The organism is Streptococcus sp. HMSC072D07 (assembly GCF_001814835.1).
In the GTDB taxonomy this organism is placed as follows: domain Bacteria; phylum Bacillota; class Bacilli; order Lactobacillales; family Streptococcaceae; genus Streptococcus.
Genome location: NZ_KV818052.1, coordinates 29,698 through 45,454 on the forward strand (window position 1 = coordinate 29,698; position 15,757 = coordinate 45,454).

18 protein-coding genes, 1 tRNA gene and 1 riboswitch are annotated in these 15,757 nt (G+C 41.3%); of the genes, 15 read left to right on the forward strand and 4 right to left on the reverse strand.

Translation table 11 applies throughout. The features are described 5' to 3' along the window. Position 1: 1 nt before the first annotated feature. Both mscL and HMPREF2991_RS03485 read right to left on the reverse strand, forming a co-directional pair. On the reverse strand, positions 2–382 hold the full coding sequence (gene mscL, locus HMPREF2991_RS03480) for a large conductance mechanosensitive channel protein MscL (protein WP_025170998.1): 381 nt from the start codon (positions 380–382) through the stop codon (positions 2–4). A 79-nt stretch (positions 383–461) separates the two neighbouring features. Beyond that, the gene (locus HMPREF2991_RS03485) at positions 462–899 is read right to left on the reverse strand and encodes a GtrA family protein (RefSeq protein WP_070567882.1); all 438 of its coding nucleotides are present in this window, start codon (positions 897–899) and stop codon (positions 462–464) included. 28 nt (positions 900–927) lie between these two features. Further along, positions 928–1,024, forward strand: a riboswitch (PreQ1 riboswitch). Between HMPREF2991_RS03485 and HMPREF2991_RS03490 the strand changes: the two genes are divergently transcribed. From HMPREF2991_RS03490 to dapA, 4 genes are all read left to right on the forward strand, one after another. Further along, a complete protein-coding gene (locus tag HMPREF2991_RS03490) occupies positions 1,022–1,531 on the forward strand; it encodes a QueT transporter family protein (protein WP_070567884.1) in 510 nt (169 codons plus the stop codon). It overlaps the preceding riboswitch by 3 nt. A 104-nt stretch (positions 1,532–1,635) precedes the next feature. After that, a tRNA-Thr gene (locus HMPREF2991_RS03495) sits at positions 1,636–1,708 on the forward strand. Between the two features lie 389 nt (positions 1,709–2,097). Continuing rightward, positions 2,098–3,174, forward strand: a complete 1,077-nt coding sequence (locus tag HMPREF2991_RS03500) for an aspartate-semialdehyde dehydrogenase (protein ID WP_000542494.1) — start codon at positions 2,098–2,100, stop codon at positions 3,172–3,174. 56 nt (positions 3,175–3,230) lie between these two features. Continuing rightward, positions 3,231–4,166 carry a 4-hydroxy-tetrahydrodipicolinate synthase gene (gene dapA / locus HMPREF2991_RS03505; RefSeq protein ID WP_000121606.1) on the forward strand — a complete coding sequence of 312 codons (936 nt, stop codon included), beginning with the start codon at positions 3,231–3,233 and terminating at the stop codon, positions 4,164–4,166. 46 nt (positions 4,167–4,212) lie between these two features. Here the strand turns inward: dapA and mnmE are convergent, their stop codons facing one another. Further along, positions 4,213–5,586: a tRNA uridine-5-carboxymethylaminomethyl(34) synthesis GTPase MnmE gene (gene mnmE, locus HMPREF2991_RS03510; RefSeq protein ID WP_070567886.1), complete on the reverse strand. Its 1,374-nt coding sequence runs from the start codon at positions 5,584–5,586 to the stop codon at positions 4,213–4,215. Positions 5,587–5,720: 134 nt separating this feature from the next. Beyond that, positions 5,721–5,903, reverse strand: coding sequence for a 4-oxalocrotonate tautomerase (locus HMPREF2991_RS03515; protein WP_001117401.1), 183 nt, complete (start codon positions 5,901–5,903; stop codon positions 5,721–5,723). Between the two features lie 122 nt (positions 5,904–6,025). Here HMPREF2991_RS03515 and HMPREF2991_RS03520 point away from each other — a divergent pair, with 122 nt between their 5' ends. From HMPREF2991_RS03520 to rlmD, 11 genes are all read left to right on the forward strand, one after another. Beyond that, the gene (locus HMPREF2991_RS03520) at positions 6,026–6,625 is read left to right on the forward strand and encodes a thymidine kinase (RefSeq protein WP_070567888.1); all 600 of its coding nucleotides are present in this window, start codon (positions 6,026–6,028) and stop codon (positions 6,623–6,625) included. Next, complete coding sequence (locus HMPREF2991_RS03525; RefSeq protein WP_070567890.1) at positions 6,615–7,094, forward strand: GNAT family N-acetyltransferase; 480 nt, start codon at positions 6,615–6,617, stop codon at positions 7,092–7,094. Before HMPREF2991_RS03520 ends, HMPREF2991_RS03525 begins: the two co-directional genes overlap by 11 nt. 9 nt (positions 7,095–7,103) lie before the next feature. After that, positions 7,104–8,183, forward strand: coding sequence for a peptide chain release factor 1 (prfA, locus tag HMPREF2991_RS03530; protein WP_001028815.1), 1,080 nt, complete (start codon positions 7,104–7,106; stop codon positions 8,181–8,183). After that, on the forward strand, positions 8,183–9,019 hold the full coding sequence (gene prmC / locus HMPREF2991_RS03535) for a peptide chain release factor N(5)-glutamine methyltransferase (RefSeq protein WP_070567892.1): 837 nt from the start codon (positions 8,183–8,185) through the stop codon (positions 9,017–9,019). Before prfA ends, prmC begins: the two co-directional genes overlap by 1 nt. Beyond that, positions 9,003–9,605 (forward strand): L-threonylcarbamoyladenylate synthase, encoded by a 603-nt coding sequence (locus HMPREF2991_RS03540; protein WP_049505778.1) that lies wholly within the window; start codon positions 9,003–9,005, stop codon positions 9,603–9,605. Before prmC ends, HMPREF2991_RS03540 begins: the two co-directional genes overlap by 17 nt. Position 9,606: 1 nt before the next feature. Then, positions 9,607–10,038 carry a GNAT family N-acetyltransferase gene (locus tag HMPREF2991_RS03545; RefSeq protein ID WP_070567894.1) on the forward strand — a complete coding sequence of 144 codons (432 nt, stop codon included), beginning with the start codon at positions 9,607–9,609 and terminating at the stop codon, positions 10,036–10,038. A gap of 60 nt (positions 10,039–10,098) precedes the next feature. Next, on the forward strand, positions 10,099–11,355 hold the full coding sequence (glyA, locus tag HMPREF2991_RS03550; protein ID WP_070567896.1) for a serine hydroxymethyltransferase: 1,257 nt from the start codon (positions 10,099–10,101) through the stop codon (positions 11,353–11,355). A 7-nt stretch (positions 11,356–11,362) separates the two neighbouring features. Further along, positions 11,363–12,337: a nucleoid-associated protein gene (locus HMPREF2991_RS03555; protein WP_070567898.1), complete on the forward strand. Its 975-nt coding sequence runs from the start codon at positions 11,363–11,365 to the stop codon at positions 12,335–12,337. Then, positions 12,337–12,939: a lysozyme family protein gene (locus HMPREF2991_RS03560; RefSeq protein ID WP_002893258.1), complete on the forward strand. Its 603-nt coding sequence runs from the start codon at positions 12,337–12,339 to the stop codon at positions 12,937–12,939. The genes HMPREF2991_RS03555 and HMPREF2991_RS03560 overlap by 1 nt, the downstream gene beginning before the upstream one ends. A gap of 86 nt (positions 12,940–13,025) precedes the next feature. Beyond that, positions 13,026–14,000, forward strand: a complete 975-nt coding sequence (locus HMPREF2991_RS03565; RefSeq protein WP_001227384.1) for a DUF1002 domain-containing protein — start codon at positions 13,026–13,028, stop codon at positions 13,998–14,000. 74 nt (positions 14,001–14,074) lie between these two features. Next, positions 14,075–15,430 carry a 23S rRNA (uracil(1939)-C(5))-methyltransferase RlmD gene (gene rlmD, locus HMPREF2991_RS03570; protein ID WP_070683567.1) on the forward strand — a complete coding sequence of 452 codons (1,356 nt, stop codon included), beginning with the start codon at positions 14,075–14,077 and terminating at the stop codon, positions 15,428–15,430. Positions 15,431–15,757: the final 327 nt, after the last annotated feature.

Here is a 15,757-nt window from a genome sequence, read left to right on the forward strand (position 1 = left end):
TTTATTTTTTCTCAAGAAGAGCTTTGATTTCTTGAAGAACTTCAAGTTCAGTTGGAGCAGCAGGTGCTTCCTCAACCACTTCCTCTTTCTTACGAAGGTTTTGAGCTTTTTCAATACCTTTGATAACGAAGAAGAGAACTGTACCCACAACAAGGAAGTTGATAACAGCGCTTAAGAATTTACCATATGTAACACCATTCCATGCAAGCTCAGCGATGTTTTGTACTTTCGCAGCTTCCAAAGCTGGGTTCAATAGAAGTGGAGTGATGATATCGTTAACAAATGAAGTAACGATAGCACCAAATGCAGAGGCAATGATCACACCGACAGCAAGGTCAACAACATTACCACGAAGCAAAAATGCTTTAAGATCCTTTAACATTTTCATAAATTCCTTTCCTAATTTTCTGATTTATTATATCCTAAATTGTGACAAAAAGCAACTTGAACGCTCAAAGTGGTCAGTTGCCCCCTTTAAAAATATAGATTTTACTGAAAATATAATTTAAAATGATGATCAAAATTTGCGCTAGGATAGTTTCAACCGTATTAACTCTATCTATATTATATTCAACAAACTGGCCAATAATATCAGGAAAGGCTGTAACAAAGATATAAGTTAAAAGAAGGTCCAGTCCAAGAGTAGAGAGACGAGCTAAGAAAAACTTAGCTAGGCGAGTTAGCCAATTCCTTCTCTCTTGTTTAAAGACAATTGTATCATTTGTGAGAAAGGCAAAGAGAATCCCAATAAAATTTGCAAGGGCAGTTGCAAGGATTTCCTGGTGGCTGATATGGTAAATAACCAAACGTGATACAATAGAAACCAGAGTAGTAGCACCACCAAAAAATAGGTAGGAGAGGATTTCGTTATCAAAGAAAGCTTTTATTAGTCTTTTCATGATTTTAGTATAGCATAAAGCTGGCTAATGTGCTATACTAGTAAGGTTGATAATCTCAACCCTTGGTGCTTAGCTTCTTTCACCAAGCATATTTTACGCGGGAAACCGCTAAAGGAGAAAACATGAAAAAATTAACTGTTCGTGACATAGCAGATATTGCTATTGTTGCTGCTATTTATGTAGTTTTGACTATTACGCCACCAATCAATGTTCTTAGTTTTGGGGTGTATCAGTTCCGTATTTCAGAAATGTTGAATTTCTTGGCATTTTACAACCCTAAATACATCATCGGTGTGACGATTGGTTGTATGATTGCTAATTTCTTTAGTTTTGGTATAATTGATGTCTTTGTCGGTGGAGGTTCTACCTTAGTTTTCCTTAGTCTAGGTGTATGGCTCTTTGCAAAATACAGCAAAGATTACCTCTTTAACGGATTGATTCGAAAAGATCATTTCTTCTTTTCAATCCTCTTCTCCATTTCAATGATTACCATTGCAGCCGAACTTCATATCTTGACAGAAGCTCCCTTCTTCTTCACATGGTTCTCTACTGGAATTGGTGAGTTTGCATCACTTATAGTGGGAGCGATTTTGATTGGTAAACTGGGACAGCGAATCGATCTAACAAAATAAGAAGTTTATAAGCTAGATTCTTGATAAGTCTAGCTTTTTTCATTCCATAAATTAAAAGAGAGCGCTTGACAAGAACATAGAACTATAGTATACTTTTTAGGTAAGCTGATTTAGCTCAGTTGGCAGAGCGCATCCATGGTAAGGATGAGGTCGCCGGTTCAATCCCGGCAATTAGCATTAAATAGATACAAAAACCCTTATTTACAAGGGTTTTTGTTATGTCTGACCCAAATTTTTCAAAGATATTTCTTATGCACCTGTATAAATGAAGCAAAGAGTTTTGGCTGTTGACAAAAGTGACTCTATCTAGTAGAATAGTAGATGCGATGAGTCGATAGGCAGTCTTCGGAATGCTATTGAGCATAAGGAGGTCATAACGCAGGAGCGGACCTTGATGAGTTGTGTGAACCTGCTCATCACATGAAGATGCCTCTTAGTCCCTGGTCAATGACTAGGGATTTTTAATTTTCAGAAAATATAACCCAAAAATGCTTTTCAATTTCTGGAAAAAGTAGTATAATACATCTATTATAGAAATTTTTAGAAAATTCCGAAAGAGGTTATTTATGGGATATACAGTTGCTGTAGTCGGCGCGACAGGTGCTGTCGGAGCTCAGATGATAAAAATGTTGGAAGAATCAACACTTCCAATCGATAAAATTCGTTACCTTGCTTCTGCACGTTCAGCAGGCAAGACTTTGAAATTTAAAGACCAAGATATTACGATTGAAGAAACGACTGAGACCGCTTTTGAGGGTGTTGATATTGCACTCTTCTCAGCAGGTGGTTCGACATCAGCTAAGTATGCACCATACGCAGTTCAAGCTGGAGCGGTAGTAGTAGATAATACATCTTATTTCCGTCAAAATCCTGATGTTCCTTTGGTTGTTCCAGAGGTCAATGCTCATGCACTTGATGCCCACAACGGGATTATTGCCTGCCCTAACTGTTCAACAATCCAAATGATGGTGGCTCTTGAGCCAGTTCGTCAAAAATGGGGCTTGGACCGTATCATCGTTTCAACTTACCAAGCGGTTTCAGGTGCTGGTATGGGAGCGATTCTTGAAACACAACGTGAACTCCGTGAAGTCTTGAATGACGGTGTGAATCCACGTGATTTGCATGCGGAAATCTTGCCTTCAGGTGGTGACAAGAAACACTATCCTATCGCCTTTAACGCTCTTCCACAAATCGATGTCTTCACGGACAATGATTACACTTACGAAGAGATGAAGATGACTAAGGAAACGAAGAAAATCATGGAAGATGATAGCATCGCAGTGTCTGCAACATGTGTGCGTATTCCTGTCTTGTCTGCTCACTCTGAGTCTGTTTACATTGAAACAAAAGAAGTGGCTCCAATAGAAGAAGTGAAAGCAGCTATCGCAGCCTTCCCAGGTGCAGTTCTTGAAGATGATGTAGCTCATCAAATCTATCCACAAGCTATCAATGCTGTTGGTTCACGTGATACCTTTGTTGGTCGTATCCGTAAAGACTTAGATGCTGAAAAAGGAATCCATATGTGGGTTGTTTCAGATAACCTTCTCAAAGGTGCTGCCTGGAACTCAGTTCAGATTGCAGAAACGCTTCACGAACGTGGATTGGTTCGTCCAACAGCTGAGTTGAAATTTGAATTAAAATAGTCATATCGTTTAGGAGTTCAGATGAACTCCTTCTTTGAAATAGAGAGGTGTTTCTCATGTCTTATCAAGATTTAAAAGAGTGTAAAATCATCACAGCCTTTATTACCCCTTTCCATGAGGATGGTTCCATCAACTTTGATGCCATTCCAGCCTTGATTGAGCATCTGTTGGCCCATCATACTGACGGCATTCTTCTTGCAGGGACGACAGCCGAGAGTCCAACCTTGACCCACGATGAGGAGTTGGAACTCTTTGCGGCTGTACAAAAGATTGTCAATGGGCGTGTTCCTTTGATTGCGGGTGTAGGTACCAATGATACACGTGACTCGATCGAATTTGTCAAAGAAGTCGCAGAATTTGGTGGCTTCGCTGCTGGACTTGCTATCGTACCGTACTACAACAAACCTTCTCAAGAAGGGATGTACCAGCACTTTAAAGCTATTGCGGATGCATCAGATTTACCTATTATCATTTATAACATTCCAGGACGTGTGGTTGTCGAATTAACTCCAGAAACCATGCTTCGTTTGGCTGACCATCCAAATATCATTGGTGTCAAAGAATGTACTAGCTTGGCTAATATGGCTTACTTGATTGAGCACAAGCCAGAAGAGTTCTTGATTTATACAGGTGAAGATGGAGATGCCTTCCATGCCATGAACCTTGGTGCAGATGGGGTTATTTCTGTTGCCTCTCATACAAATGGGGACGAAATGCACGAAATGTTCACTGCCATTGCAGAAAGCGACATGAAGAAAGCTGCAGCTATTCAGCGTAAATTCATTCCTAAGGTCAATGCTCTCTTCTCTTATCCAAGTCCTGCTCCTGTTAAGGCAGTTTTGAACTACATGGGATTTGAAGCTGGACCAACTCGATTACCTCTAGTTCCAGCACCAGAAGAAGATGCCAAACGCATTATCAAAGTTGTCGTAGATGGCGACTACGAAGCAACTAAGGCAACTGTAACTGGTGTTTTAAGACCAGATTACTAATAACTACAATAAAATCCATGACCGCAAGAACGATCATGGATTTTTCTTATTTTCCTAAACAGAATTGGCTAAAGAGTTGGGTAATGAGTTCATCAGGTGCGGCATCTCCAGTAATTTCTCCGAGAATTTCCCAAGTACGGGTCAAATCTACTTGAAGAAGATCAACTGGCATACCCAGTTCAAGACCTTCGTTAACAGCTTGTAGGCTTTCAACAGCCTTCTCAATCAAGGAAATGTGACGGGCGTTAGATAGATAAGTAGCATCTTGCTCGACCAAGCCAGCATTTTCAAAGAAGAGGTCATTAATGCGTTCTTCAATCTTATCAATGTTTTGGTTTTTTAGAACTGAAATACGGATAACATCTTCAGGCAGTTCCGAAGTTTCAATCGCTTCAGGAAGATCAGTTTTATTAAGTAGAATAATGCGGTTGGTATCCTGACTGATTTCTAAGAGTTGTCTGTCTTGTGCTGTTAGTGGCTCACTAGCGTTTAAGACAAGAAGTACCAAGTCAGCTTCCTTGAGGGCTTTCTTGGAGCGTTCAACTCCGATTTGTTCCACGACATCATCTGTTTCCCGGATACCAGCTGTATCAATCAATTTGAGAGGAACCCCGTTAATGTTGACGTATTCTTCGATAACATCTCGAGTAGTACCAGCGATGTCTGTTACGATGGCCTTTTCTTCACGCAACAGGTTGTTGAGGAGGCTGGATTTTCCAACGTTGGGGCGTCCGATGATGGCAGTTGAAATTCCCTCACGGAGGATTTTACCGCGACGGGCTGTTCGAAGGAGATTGGTAAGCAACTGCTCAAACTCCATAGTCTTCTCGCGGACGACAGCAGTAGTGGCTTCCTCAACATCGTCATACTCAGGATAGTCGATATTGACCTCTACTTGGGCCAAGGTATTGAGAATTTCCTGACGAGTATTATTAATGAGTTCAGAAAGAGAACCGTCCAATTGGTTGACTGCGATATTCATAGCCTTGTCTGTCTTGGCACGGATGATGTCCATCACTGCCTCAGCCTGTGTTAAGTCCACACGACCGTTTAGAAAGGCACGCTTGGTAAATTCACCCGGTTCAGCCAATCGAGCTCCTTCACGGATAGCTAGTTGGAGAATTTCATTGGTTACCGCAATCCCGCCGTGGGTGTTAATCTCGATAATATCCTCACGAGTGAAGGTCTTTGGAGACTTCATAGCTCCAACCATAACCTCATCCATGACCTTACCAGTTTGAGGGTCAACGATGTGACCGTAGTTGAGGGTATGGCTTGCAACCTTGCTCAAGTCTTTTCCTTTAAAAATCTTTTGCGCAATGGCAAAGCTATCTGTTCCGCTCAGGCGGACAATACCAATTGCTCCTTCACCTAGTGGAGTAGAGATAGCAGCGATGGTATCAAATTCACGTGTAATCATACTATTTCCTTTTGTATTTCTTTTCTTAGGATAGGTATCCAAGCATCTCTTCAAATTGTAACAAAATTAGACTATTTCTTCAATGGATGCTACTTGGAGATTGAAAAAGCCTAAGCAATTCTGCTTAAGCTGGATTATTTGGTGCGCATTTCCCCTTGAGGGAAGTAGGTTCCTTCTGGCATGTCGTTGATGATGACATGAACGGCTGATTGAGGGGCTCCAGTGTTGCGGACAACAGCTTCCGTTACTTCCTTAGCAAGAGCTTTCTTTTGCTCGAGCGTGCGCCCTTCAAATAAATCGATGCGTACAAATGGCATAATAGCTTCCTCCACTAGTTTTTGATTTCTTCTATTTTACCACATTTTGCCGTTTAAAGCTTCAGAAAATTATGATATACTAGAATGTAGCAAAAATTTAGAAATGGACGTGAAATAGAAGCATGGCACAGTTGTATTATCGTTATGGGACCATGAACTCTGGTAAGACGATTGAGATTCTCAAGGTGGCCTATAACTACGAGGAGCAAGGAAAGGGAGTTGTGATTATGACTTCTGCTCTGGATACGCGTGACGGTGTTGGCTATGTGTCGAGCCGAATCGGCATGAAACGCCCAGCTATTGCGATTGAGGAAACGACGGATATCTTTGGTTATATCCGAGTCTTACCTGAGAAACCATACTGTGTGTTGGTTGATGAGGCTCAGTTTCTCAAGCGTCACCATGTTTATGACCTTGCTCGTGTTGTTGATGAGTTAGACATACCTGTCATGGCTTTTGGTTTGAAGAATGACTTTCGCAATGAATTGTTCGAAGGTTCCAAATATCTCTTGCTTTTAGCAGATAAGATTGACGAAATCAAGACCATTTGTCAGTATTGTAAGAAAAAGGCGACTATGGTGTTGCGAACTCAAGATGGCGTGCCAGTCTATGATGGAGAACAAATTCAGATCGGTGGCAATGAAACCTATATCTCAGTCTGCCGTAAACATTATTTTGCCCCAATGATAACATCTAACAAGGAGCACAACTATGACAATTGAACTAAGAGATGTTACAATGGAAAATTATTTTGATGTTTTGAATTTGGATGTCAAGGAATATCAAAAACAATTCATTGCAACCAACGCAATTAGTTTAGCTGAAGCATATGTCTACACTAAAAATGGAGATTTTGTAGCTCCATTGGCAGTTTATGATAATGATGCAATTATAGGTTTTGTGATGATAGCTTATGATAAAAAGATTGGAATTAGTAGTGGAAATTATTTACTATTTCGTTTTATGATTGATAAGAATTTTCAAAATCAAGGATATTTTAAACCAATTATGGATAAAGTGCTGGACTATGTTCAGACAGCGCCAGCAGGTTTAGGCAATAAACTTTGGTTGTCTTATGAACCAGAAAATGAACATGCAAGATCTTGTTACCTCAGTTATGGATTTAAAGAAACTGGGGAAATATTTGAGAACGAAGTAGTAGCAATCTATGATTTAACAATTGAGAAATAAGGAGAAAAAATGAACATCTATGATCAACTACAAGCTGTAGAAGACCGTTACGAAGAACTAGGAGAATTGCTGAGTGACCCTGATGTAGTATCAGACACCAAGCGTTTCATGGAGCTTTCAAAAGAAGAGGCTTCTACTCGTGATACGGTAACAGCCTACCGTGAGTACAAACAAGTCCTTCAAAACATCGTCGATGCTGAAGAAATGATTAAAGAATCAGGCGGAGATGCGGACTTGGAAGAAATGGCCAAGCAGGAACTGAAAGACGCTAAGGCTGAAAAAGAAGAATACGAAGAAAAACTCAAAATTTTGCTCCTTCCAAAGGATCCAAACGATGATAAGAACATCATCCTTGAAATCCGTGGAGCAGCTGGTGGAGACGAAGCAGCACTTTTCGCTGGAGATTTGTTAACTATGTACCAGAAGTATGCGGAAGCCCAAGGCTGGCGCTTTGAAGTCATGGAAGCTTCTATGAATGGTGTGGGTGGTTTCAAAGAAGTGGTTGCCATGGTTTCTGGTCAGTCTGTATATTCTAAACTCAAGTATGAGTCTGGTGCCCACCGTGTGCAACGTGTCCCTGTGACAGAAAGCCAAGGCCGTGTACATACTTCGACAGCGACAGTCCTTGTCATGCCTGAAGTGGAAGAAGTAGAATACGATATTGATCCAAAAGACCTTCGTGTTGATATCTACCACGCATCAGGTGCTGGTGGACAGAACGTCAATAAGGTTGCGACTGCCGTGCGTATCGTTCACTTGCCAACCAATATCAAGGTTGAGATGCAGGAAGAACGTACCCAGCAGAAGAACCGTGAGAAGGCTATGAAAATCATCCGTGCGCGTGTTGCTGACCATTTTGCTCAGATTGCTCAAGATGAACAAGACGCCGAGCGTAAGTCTACTATCGGAACTGGTGACCGTTCAGAACGTATCCGTACTTATAATTTCCCTCAAAACCGTGTCACAGACCACCGTATCGGCTTGACCCTCCAAAAACTAGATACCATTTTGTCTGGAAAATTGGATGAAGTTGTAGATGCCTTGGTGCTCTATGACCAAACACAAAAATTAGAAGAATTAAACAAATAATGAAATTAGCTCAATTATTTTCAGATTTTGAAGAAGAGTTGATAAGACAAGGAGAGGAAGCAGAAAGCCTCTCTTTTGTCTATCGTAGCTTAAAAAATCTCTCTTTTACGGACCTTGTTTTTACCCTTCAGCAAGAGGTAACAGAGGCCGAAAAACAATTTGTAGAAGAAATTTTCCAGCAGTTAGCAGTTCACAAACCAGCTCAGTATATCATTGGTCACGTAGATTTCTTTGGAATGCAGTTAAAAGTAGATGAGCGGGTTTTGATTCCTCGTCCAGAGACAGAAGAGTTGGTGGAGCTCATCCTCACAGAAAATCCTGAGGAAAATCTTAAGATCCTAGATATCGGGACTGGAAGTGGCGCCATAGCCCTTGGATTAGCAAAAAACAGACCAGATTGGTCAGTGACAGCAGCAGATATTTCCCAAGCCGCCTTAGAGCTTGCATCAGAGAATGCTAGAAATCAAAATCTTAATATATTTTTTAAAAAATCTGATTGTTTTGCAGAAATTTCTGAAAAATATGATATAATTGTATCCAATCCACCCTATATCTCTCGTGAAGATGAGTCAGAGGTCGGTTTGAATGTTTTGCATTCGGAGCCTCATCTAGCTCTCTTTGCAGATGAGGATGGCCTAGCTATTTACCGTAGAATTGCGGAAGATGCAAAAGACTATCTCACAGATGGTGGTAAGATTTACCTTGAAATTGGATACAAACAAGGTCAAAGTGTTCCTGCGCTTTTTAAGAAACATCTTCCTAAAAAACGGGTACGAACACTCAAGGACCAATTTGGTCAAGATAGGATGGTTGTAGTTGATGATGGACAGGATTAGACAAGAGTTGGAAAAGGGCGGAGCTGTTGTTTTGCCTACAGAGACAGTTTATGGTCTCTTTGCTAAGGCCTTAGACGAAAAAGCTGTCGACCATGTTTACCAACTCAAACGTCGTCCTAGAGATAAGGCACTCAATCTTAATGTCGCTTCTCTAGAGGACATCTTACACTTTTCAAAGAATCAGCCAACTTATCTACAAAAGCTCGTAGAGGCCTTTTTACCGGGTCCCTTGACCATTATCCTCGAAGCCAATGACCGAGTTCCCTATTGGGTCAACTCTGGTCTTGCAACTGTCGGATTTCGGATGCCGAGTCACCCCATTACACTGGATTTGATTCGAGAGACAGGACCCTTGATTGGGCCGTCTGCCAATATCTCGGGTCAGGCGAGTGGAGTGACCTTTGCTCAAATTCTAGAGGATTTTGATCAAGAGGTTCTGGGTCTAGAGGACGATGCTTTTCTAACTGGACAGGATTCGACTATTTTGGATTTGTCTGGAGACAAGGTGAAAATCTTACGCCAAGGGGCAATTAAACGAGAAGATATTCTTGCTCAGTTGCCAGAGATTTCTTTTGAGGAGGAATGAGATGCTAAGAGATTTGCAAGAAACAGATGTGAATGCTATATGTGAGATTAACCAAGAGGCTTTGGGCTATTCTTTTAGTCCAGAGGACACAGCTAGTCAACTAGCTAAATTATCTCAGGATTCCCATCATTTCCTACTTGGCTATGAGGATGCAGCTAGTCATGTCCTACTTGGATATGTCCATGCCGAGGTTTACGAATCCCTCTATTCCAAAGCAGGATTTAATATCTTAGGCTTAGCGGTTTCGCCTCAAGCGCAAGGACAAGGTATCGGTAAAAGCTTACTGCAAGGGTTGGAGGAAGAAGCAAAAAGACGTGGATATGGGTTTATCCGCTTAAACTCCGCTGATCATCGTCTGGGAGCTCATGCATTTTATGAAAAAGTTGGTTATACTTGTGATAAAGTGCAGAAACGGTTTATTCGCATCTTTTAGTTTATTTTCTTATTGGAAAAACAAACCAAAGGACCAGTCACACTATAAAGGAGAAGACCTATGATTTTTGACAAAGACGATTTTAAAGCATACGATGCTGATCTCTGGAATGCTATTGCCAAAGAAGAAGAACGCCAACAAAACAACATTGAGTTGATTGCTTCCGAAAACGTGGTTTCCAAGGCTGTTATGGCAGCTCAAGGGTCTATCTTGACAAACAAATATGCCGAGGGTTACCCAGGACGCCGTTATTATGGTGGAACTGATGTAGTAGACGTGGTAGAAACTTTAGCTATTGAACGTGCAAAAGAAATTTTCGGTGCTAAATTCGCCAATGTCCAACCTCACTCAGGAAGCCAAGCCAACTGTGCGGCTTACATGGCCTTGATTGAGCCAGGTGATACGGTTATGGGGATGGATTTGGCAGCAGGTGGACACTTGACCCACGGAGCTCCAGTTAGCTTCTCTGGTCAAACATACAACTTTGTTTCTTACAGTGTGGATCCTGAAACGGAACTCTTGGACTTTGATGCTATCTTGAAACAAGCCCAAGAAGTCAAACCAAAACTAATCGTAGCTGGTGCTTCAGCCTATTCTCAAATTATTGACTTCTCAAAATTCCGTGAAATCGCAGATGCAGTTGGCGCTAAGCTCATGGTCGATATGGCCCATATCGCTGGTTTGGTTGCAGCTGGTCTTCACCCTAGCCCAGTGCCATACGCTCATATCACTACAACAACGACCCACAAAACCCTTCGTGGACCTCGTGGTGGCTTGATTTTGACTAATGACGAAGAACTTGCTAAGAAAATCAACTCAGCTATTTTCCCTGGTATTCAAGGTGGTCCTTTGGAGCATGTTGTCGCTGCTAAGGCTGTTTCCTTCAAAGAAGTTTTGGATCCAGCCTTCAAGGAATATGCTGCTAATGTCATCAAAAACAGCAAGGCTATGGTTGAAGTCTTCTTGCAAGACCCTGATTTCCGTATTATTTCTGGTGGTACTGAAAATCACCTCTTCCTAGTGGATGTGACTAAGGTTGTAGAAAACGGAAAAGTGGCTCAAAACTTGCTGGATGAAGTTAATATTACCCTAAATAAAAACTCAATCCCATACGAAACCTTGTCACCATTCAAGACAAGTGGGATTCGTATCGGATCTGCAGCCATCACTGCACGTGGATTTGGTGAAGAAGAAAGCCGTAAAGTGGCTGAACTCATCATTAAAACCCTTAAAAATGCAGAAAATGAGGCTGTCTTAGAAGAAGTGAGAAGTGAAGTCAAAGCGTTGACAGATGCCATCCCACTATACGAGGACTAATACTTTTATGGACATTTATATTAAGAAAGCTATTATCCATCAGTTCAGTCCGGATGATACCGAGCTGTTTCTAGCGGATAAGTTTCTCAATATCACTCCAAAAATCGAGGAATACCTACGTAAAAAAATCGAACGCGTGTATTCAGATGAAGCAAAGACTGGGATTTTCGAAGAAGAAAATCCCTTCTTCAATCACATCACAGACGATTTGTTGGAGACATCAGTAACACTGGCTAATCTTTGGAAAAAGGAATTCAGTATTTCTGAAAACCTCAAGACCAATGACTTGGTTTTTGTTCAGTTTTCTAAAGAAGGTGTAGAGCATTTCGCTTTCTTACGAATTGCCCTGCGGGAAACCTTGACCCACCTCGGTGGAGAAGTTGATAATCCAATCAAGCTAACTCAGAATAACTTGCCGGGATTTGGAACGGGAGCTGATGAGGCTTTGGTCGTCAATCTTCAAAGTCGTAAGTACCACCTGATCGAGAAACGCATCAAGTACAATGGAACATTTTTGAACTACTTTTCAGAGAATCTGCTTGCTGTCGCTCCTAAGATTTCTCCAAAGAAATCCATCAAGGAATTGGAAAAAACAGCCCAGAGAATTGCAGAGTCCTTTAACACGGATGATTTTCAGTTTCAATCCAAGGTCAAATCAGCTATTTTCAACAATCTTGAAGAAAGCAATGAATTGTCGCCTGAAAAATTGGCTAACGACCTTTTTGATAACAACCTGACAGCTCGTCTAAGTTTTATCGACCAAGTCAAGGAAGCTGTACCAGAACCAGTCCAGTTTGATGAAATTGATGCCAGTCGCCAACTCAAGAAATTTGAAAACCAAAAACTTTCCCTGTCAAATGGAATTGAACTCATCGTTCCAAATAATGTATACCAAGACGCGGAGTCTGTTGAGTTTATCCAAAATGACAATGGAACCTATTCTATCTTAATCAAAAATATCGAGGATATTCAAAGTAAATAATGTTTAAATTTATAAGAAGAGTGCTTGTGCTAGCAGTCTTCCTTTTCGCAGGATATAAAGCTTATCATATCCATCAGGATGTTAAACAAGTCATGACCTACCAACCCATGGTTCGAGAAATCTTGAGTGAAAGAGATACCCCAGCCAATGAAGAGTTGGTGCTCGCCATGATTTATACCGAAACGAAGGGAAAAGAGCGGGATGTTATGCAGTCTAGTGAGTCTGCTAGTGGCGCTACCAATACCATCAAAGACGATGCCTCTAGTATTCGCCAAGGGATTCAGACTTTAACAGATAATCTCTATTTGGCACAGAGCAAAGGAGTAGATGTCTGGACCGCCGTTCAAGCCTATAATTTTGGGCCTGCCTATATCGACTTTATCGCTCAGAATGGCAAGGAAAATACTCTGGCACTAGCCAAGCGTTACTCCCGAGAAACGGTCGCTCCTATCCTTGGTAATACTACAGGGAAGACCTACACCTACATCAACCCAATTTCTATCTTTCACGGAGCTGAACTCTATGAAAATGGTGGAAATTATTACTACTCGAGACAGGTTCGCTTTAATCTCTATATCATGAAATTCTTTAATTTCTTCTAAACATCTGGTTTGACCAGGTGTTTTTCACTATAAGCTTTCTTTAAGATTGTTTTATTACCCTAGAAAGGTAAAGGAGGGAATATCCCATGAGAAAGAAATTCTTTCTAACAAGTGCTGTAGTATTGTGGGCCGCAACAGCTATGACGAGCGTTCACGCAGCAACCGATGTTCAAAAAGTAATCGATGAAACCTATGTACAACCCGAATATGTCCTAGGTTCTTCTCTATCTGAAGACCAGAAAAATCAAACTCTTAGCAAACTTGGCTATGACGCATCAAAAGACACCAAAGATATCAAAACTATGACACCTGATATCTATTCGAAAATTATGAATGTGGCTAATGACGCTAGTCTACAGCTCTATTCATCAGCTAAGATTCAAAAGCTAGGTGACAAGTCACCTTTAGAGGTAAAGATTGAAACGCCTGAAAATATCACCAAGGTGACGCAGGATATGTACCGTAACGCAGCAGTGACGCTGGGAGTGGAGCATGCCAAAATCACAGTTGCAGCACCCATTCCAGTTACAGGAGAGAGCGCCCTAGCAGGGATTTACTACTCGTTAGAGGCCAATGGTGCTAAAGTACCGCAAGCCAATAAAGACTTGGCCCAAGAGGAGCTAAAAGCCTTATCAGATATCAATGCTGAAAACAAGGACAAGTCAGGTTACGATGCCAATAAACTCAATGTCGCCTTGGCAGATATCAAGGCAGGAATCGCAAAGGCAAAAGAAGCCAAAGGTAATCTGACAGAGGAAGATGTCCGCAAAATCGTTGAAGACACGCTAAAAAACTACAAACTCGATCAGGTTATAACAGGAAACCAGGTCAATATCATCATCAATTTTGCCCTCAATCTCTCAAAGAGTGACATTTTGAACAATGCTGATTTCACTAAAACCCTAAATGACCTCAAGGAAAGCATTGTCTCTCAAGCTGGAGATAGCTTTAAAAATATCAACCTCAACTTTGATGCCAATAAAGCGCTAGAAGACGGGGGCAACTTCTTTAGCTCCCTTTGGCAAGCCATTGTCAACTTCTTCAAGAGTTTTGGTGCTTAGGTCATTTCATGATATAATAGATGGTAACAGAAATGTTGCCGTCTTTTTTTGTCGGCCGATAGAAAGTGAAAAATATGCTAAAGAAAAATGATATTGTAGAAGTTGAAATTGTTGATTTGACTCATGAAGGTGCAGGGGTTGCTAAGATAGAAGGTTTGGTTTTCTTTGTAGAAAATGCTCTACCAACTGAGAAAATCCTCATGCGAGTCCTTAAGGTCAATAAAAAGATTGGCTTTGGGAAAGTTGAAGAATACCTTGTTCAGTCACCTCATCGTAACCAAGACCTAGATTTGGCTTATCTACGTTCAGGTATAGCTGACTTGGGGCATCTTGCCTATCCAGAGCAGCTTAAGTTCAAAACCAAGCAAGTCAAAGACAGTCTCTACAAGATTGCTGGTATTACCGATGTAGAAGTTGCTGAAACGCTTGGTATGGAAAATCCAGTCAAGTATCGAAATAAGGCGCAGGTGCCCGTTCGTCGAGTGAATGGTGTCTTGGAAACTGGCTTTTTCCGTAAGAATTCGCACGACCTCATGCCACTTGAAGATTTCTTTATCCAGGATCCTGTCATTGACCAAGTTGTGGTAGTTCTACGCGATTTGCTTCGTCGTTTTGATTTAAAACCTTATGACGAAAAGGAGCAGTCTGGCTTGATTCGGAACCTTGTGGTGCGTCGTGGTCACTATTCAGGACAAATCATGGTTATATTAGTGACTAAACGTCCTAAAGTTTTTCGAGTGGAGCAATTGATTGAACAAATTATCAAGCAGTTCCCAGAGATTGTGTCTGTCATGCAAAATATCAACGACCAGAATACCAATGCGATTTTTGGTAAGGAGTGGAAGACTCTTTATGGTCAAGACTATATTACGGACCAGATGTTGGGAAATGACTTCCAAATCGCTGGCCCAGCCTTTTATCAGGTCAATACTGAAATGGCAGAGAAACTTTATCAAACAGCTATTGACTTTGCAGAGTTAAAAGAAGACGATGTGGTTATTGATGCCTATTCAGGAATTGGAACGATTGGATTGTCCGTCGCCAAGCATGTTAAAGAAGTCTACGGTGTTGAAGTGATTCCAGAAGCAGTAGAGAATAGCCAGAAGAATGCTTCTTTGAACAAGATTACAAATGCCCACTATGTCTGTGACACGGCTGAAAATGCCATGAAGAACTGGCTCAAGGAAGGTATCCAACCAACCGTTATCTTGGTCGACCCACCACGCAAGGGTTTGACCGAAAGTTTTATCAAAGCAAGTGCTCAAACAGGAGCAGACCGCATTGCCTATATCTCTTGCAATGTCGCAACCATGGCACGTGATATCAAACTATATCAAGAATTGGGATATGAATTGAAGAAAGTACAGCCGGTGGATTTGTTTCCGCAGACGCACCATGTTGAGGCGGTAAGTTTGCTAGTCAAGGAGTAAAACGACGAAGATTAGCATTTACTTCCGCCCATGCGATAGCTGTCCGTGATTGACAAGTGCTAGCACGCAGACAGAACGGAGATAGCGAACCGCTGAGTGTGTCGCTCTGCTCGTAAAAGCTTAGAAACCTTTGAACGAAAGGGATAATGAAAGCCTTGATTGCAAGGCTTTTTGCTTTATGGTGGGTAAGTATCAGAGTGAGAAAATTTTTGGAATGAGTAGAAGTGATAGCTAGAAATTATCAGTTTCTATTTCCATTTACCCTGTGGGTACGTGTTTGTTTCCATTGACAAGGAGTTTGTGGGAATAGAAATGTACCCACCTTGT

Excerpts from the sequence above, each read along its gene's own strand:
- mscL (WP_025170998.1), bottom strand. The coding sequence starts at position 382 with ATGTTAAAGGATCTTAAAGCATTTTTGCTTCGTGGTAATGTTGTTGAC.
- HMPREF2991_RS03485 (WP_070567882.1), bottom strand. The coding sequence starts at position 899 with ATGAAAAGACTAATAAAAGCTTTCTTTGATAACGAAATCCTCTCCTAC.
- HMPREF2991_RS03490 (WP_070567884.1), top strand. The coding sequence starts at position 1,022 with ATGAAAAAATTAACTGTTCGTGACATAGCAGATATTGCTATTGTTGCT.
- HMPREF2991_RS03500 (WP_000542494.1), top strand. The coding sequence starts at position 2,098 with ATGGGATATACAGTTGCTGTAGTCGGCGCGACAGGTGCTGTCGGAGCT.
- dapA (WP_000121606.1), top strand. The coding sequence starts at position 3,231 with ATGTCTTATCAAGATTTAAAAGAGTGTAAAATCATCACAGCCTTTATT.
- mnmE (WP_070567886.1), bottom strand. The coding sequence starts at position 5,586 with ATGATTACACGTGAATTTGATACCATCGCTGCTATCTCTACTCCACTA.
- HMPREF2991_RS03515 (WP_001117401.1), bottom strand. The coding sequence starts at position 5,903 with ATGCCATTTGTACGCATCGATTTATTTGAAGGGCGCACGCTCGAGCAA.
- HMPREF2991_RS03520 (WP_070567888.1), top strand. The coding sequence starts at position 6,026 with ATGGCACAGTTGTATTATCGTTATGGGACCATGAACTCTGGTAAGACG.
- HMPREF2991_RS03525 (WP_070567890.1), top strand. The coding sequence starts at position 6,615 with ATGACAATTGAACTAAGAGATGTTACAATGGAAAATTATTTTGATGTT.
- prfA (WP_001028815.1), top strand. The coding sequence starts at position 7,104 with ATGAACATCTATGATCAACTACAAGCTGTAGAAGACCGTTACGAAGAA.
- prmC (WP_070567892.1), top strand. The coding sequence starts at position 8,183 with ATGAAATTAGCTCAATTATTTTCAGATTTTGAAGAAGAGTTGATAAGA.
- HMPREF2991_RS03540 (WP_049505778.1), top strand. The coding sequence starts at position 9,003 with ATGATGGACAGGATTAGACAAGAGTTGGAAAAGGGCGGAGCTGTTGTT.
- HMPREF2991_RS03545 (WP_070567894.1), top strand. The coding sequence starts at position 9,607 with ATGCTAAGAGATTTGCAAGAAACAGATGTGAATGCTATATGTGAGATT.
- glyA (WP_070567896.1), top strand. The coding sequence starts at position 10,099 with ATGATTTTTGACAAAGACGATTTTAAAGCATACGATGCTGATCTCTGG.
- HMPREF2991_RS03555 (WP_070567898.1), top strand. The coding sequence starts at position 11,363 with ATGGACATTTATATTAAGAAAGCTATTATCCATCAGTTCAGTCCGGAT.
- HMPREF2991_RS03560 (WP_002893258.1), top strand. The coding sequence starts at position 12,337 with ATGTTTAAATTTATAAGAAGAGTGCTTGTGCTAGCAGTCTTCCTTTTC.
- HMPREF2991_RS03565 (WP_001227384.1), top strand. The coding sequence starts at position 13,026 with ATGAGAAAGAAATTCTTTCTAACAAGTGCTGTAGTATTGTGGGCCGCA.
- rlmD (WP_070683567.1), top strand. The coding sequence starts at position 14,075 with ATGCTAAAGAAAAATGATATTGTAGAAGTTGAAATTGTTGATTTGACT.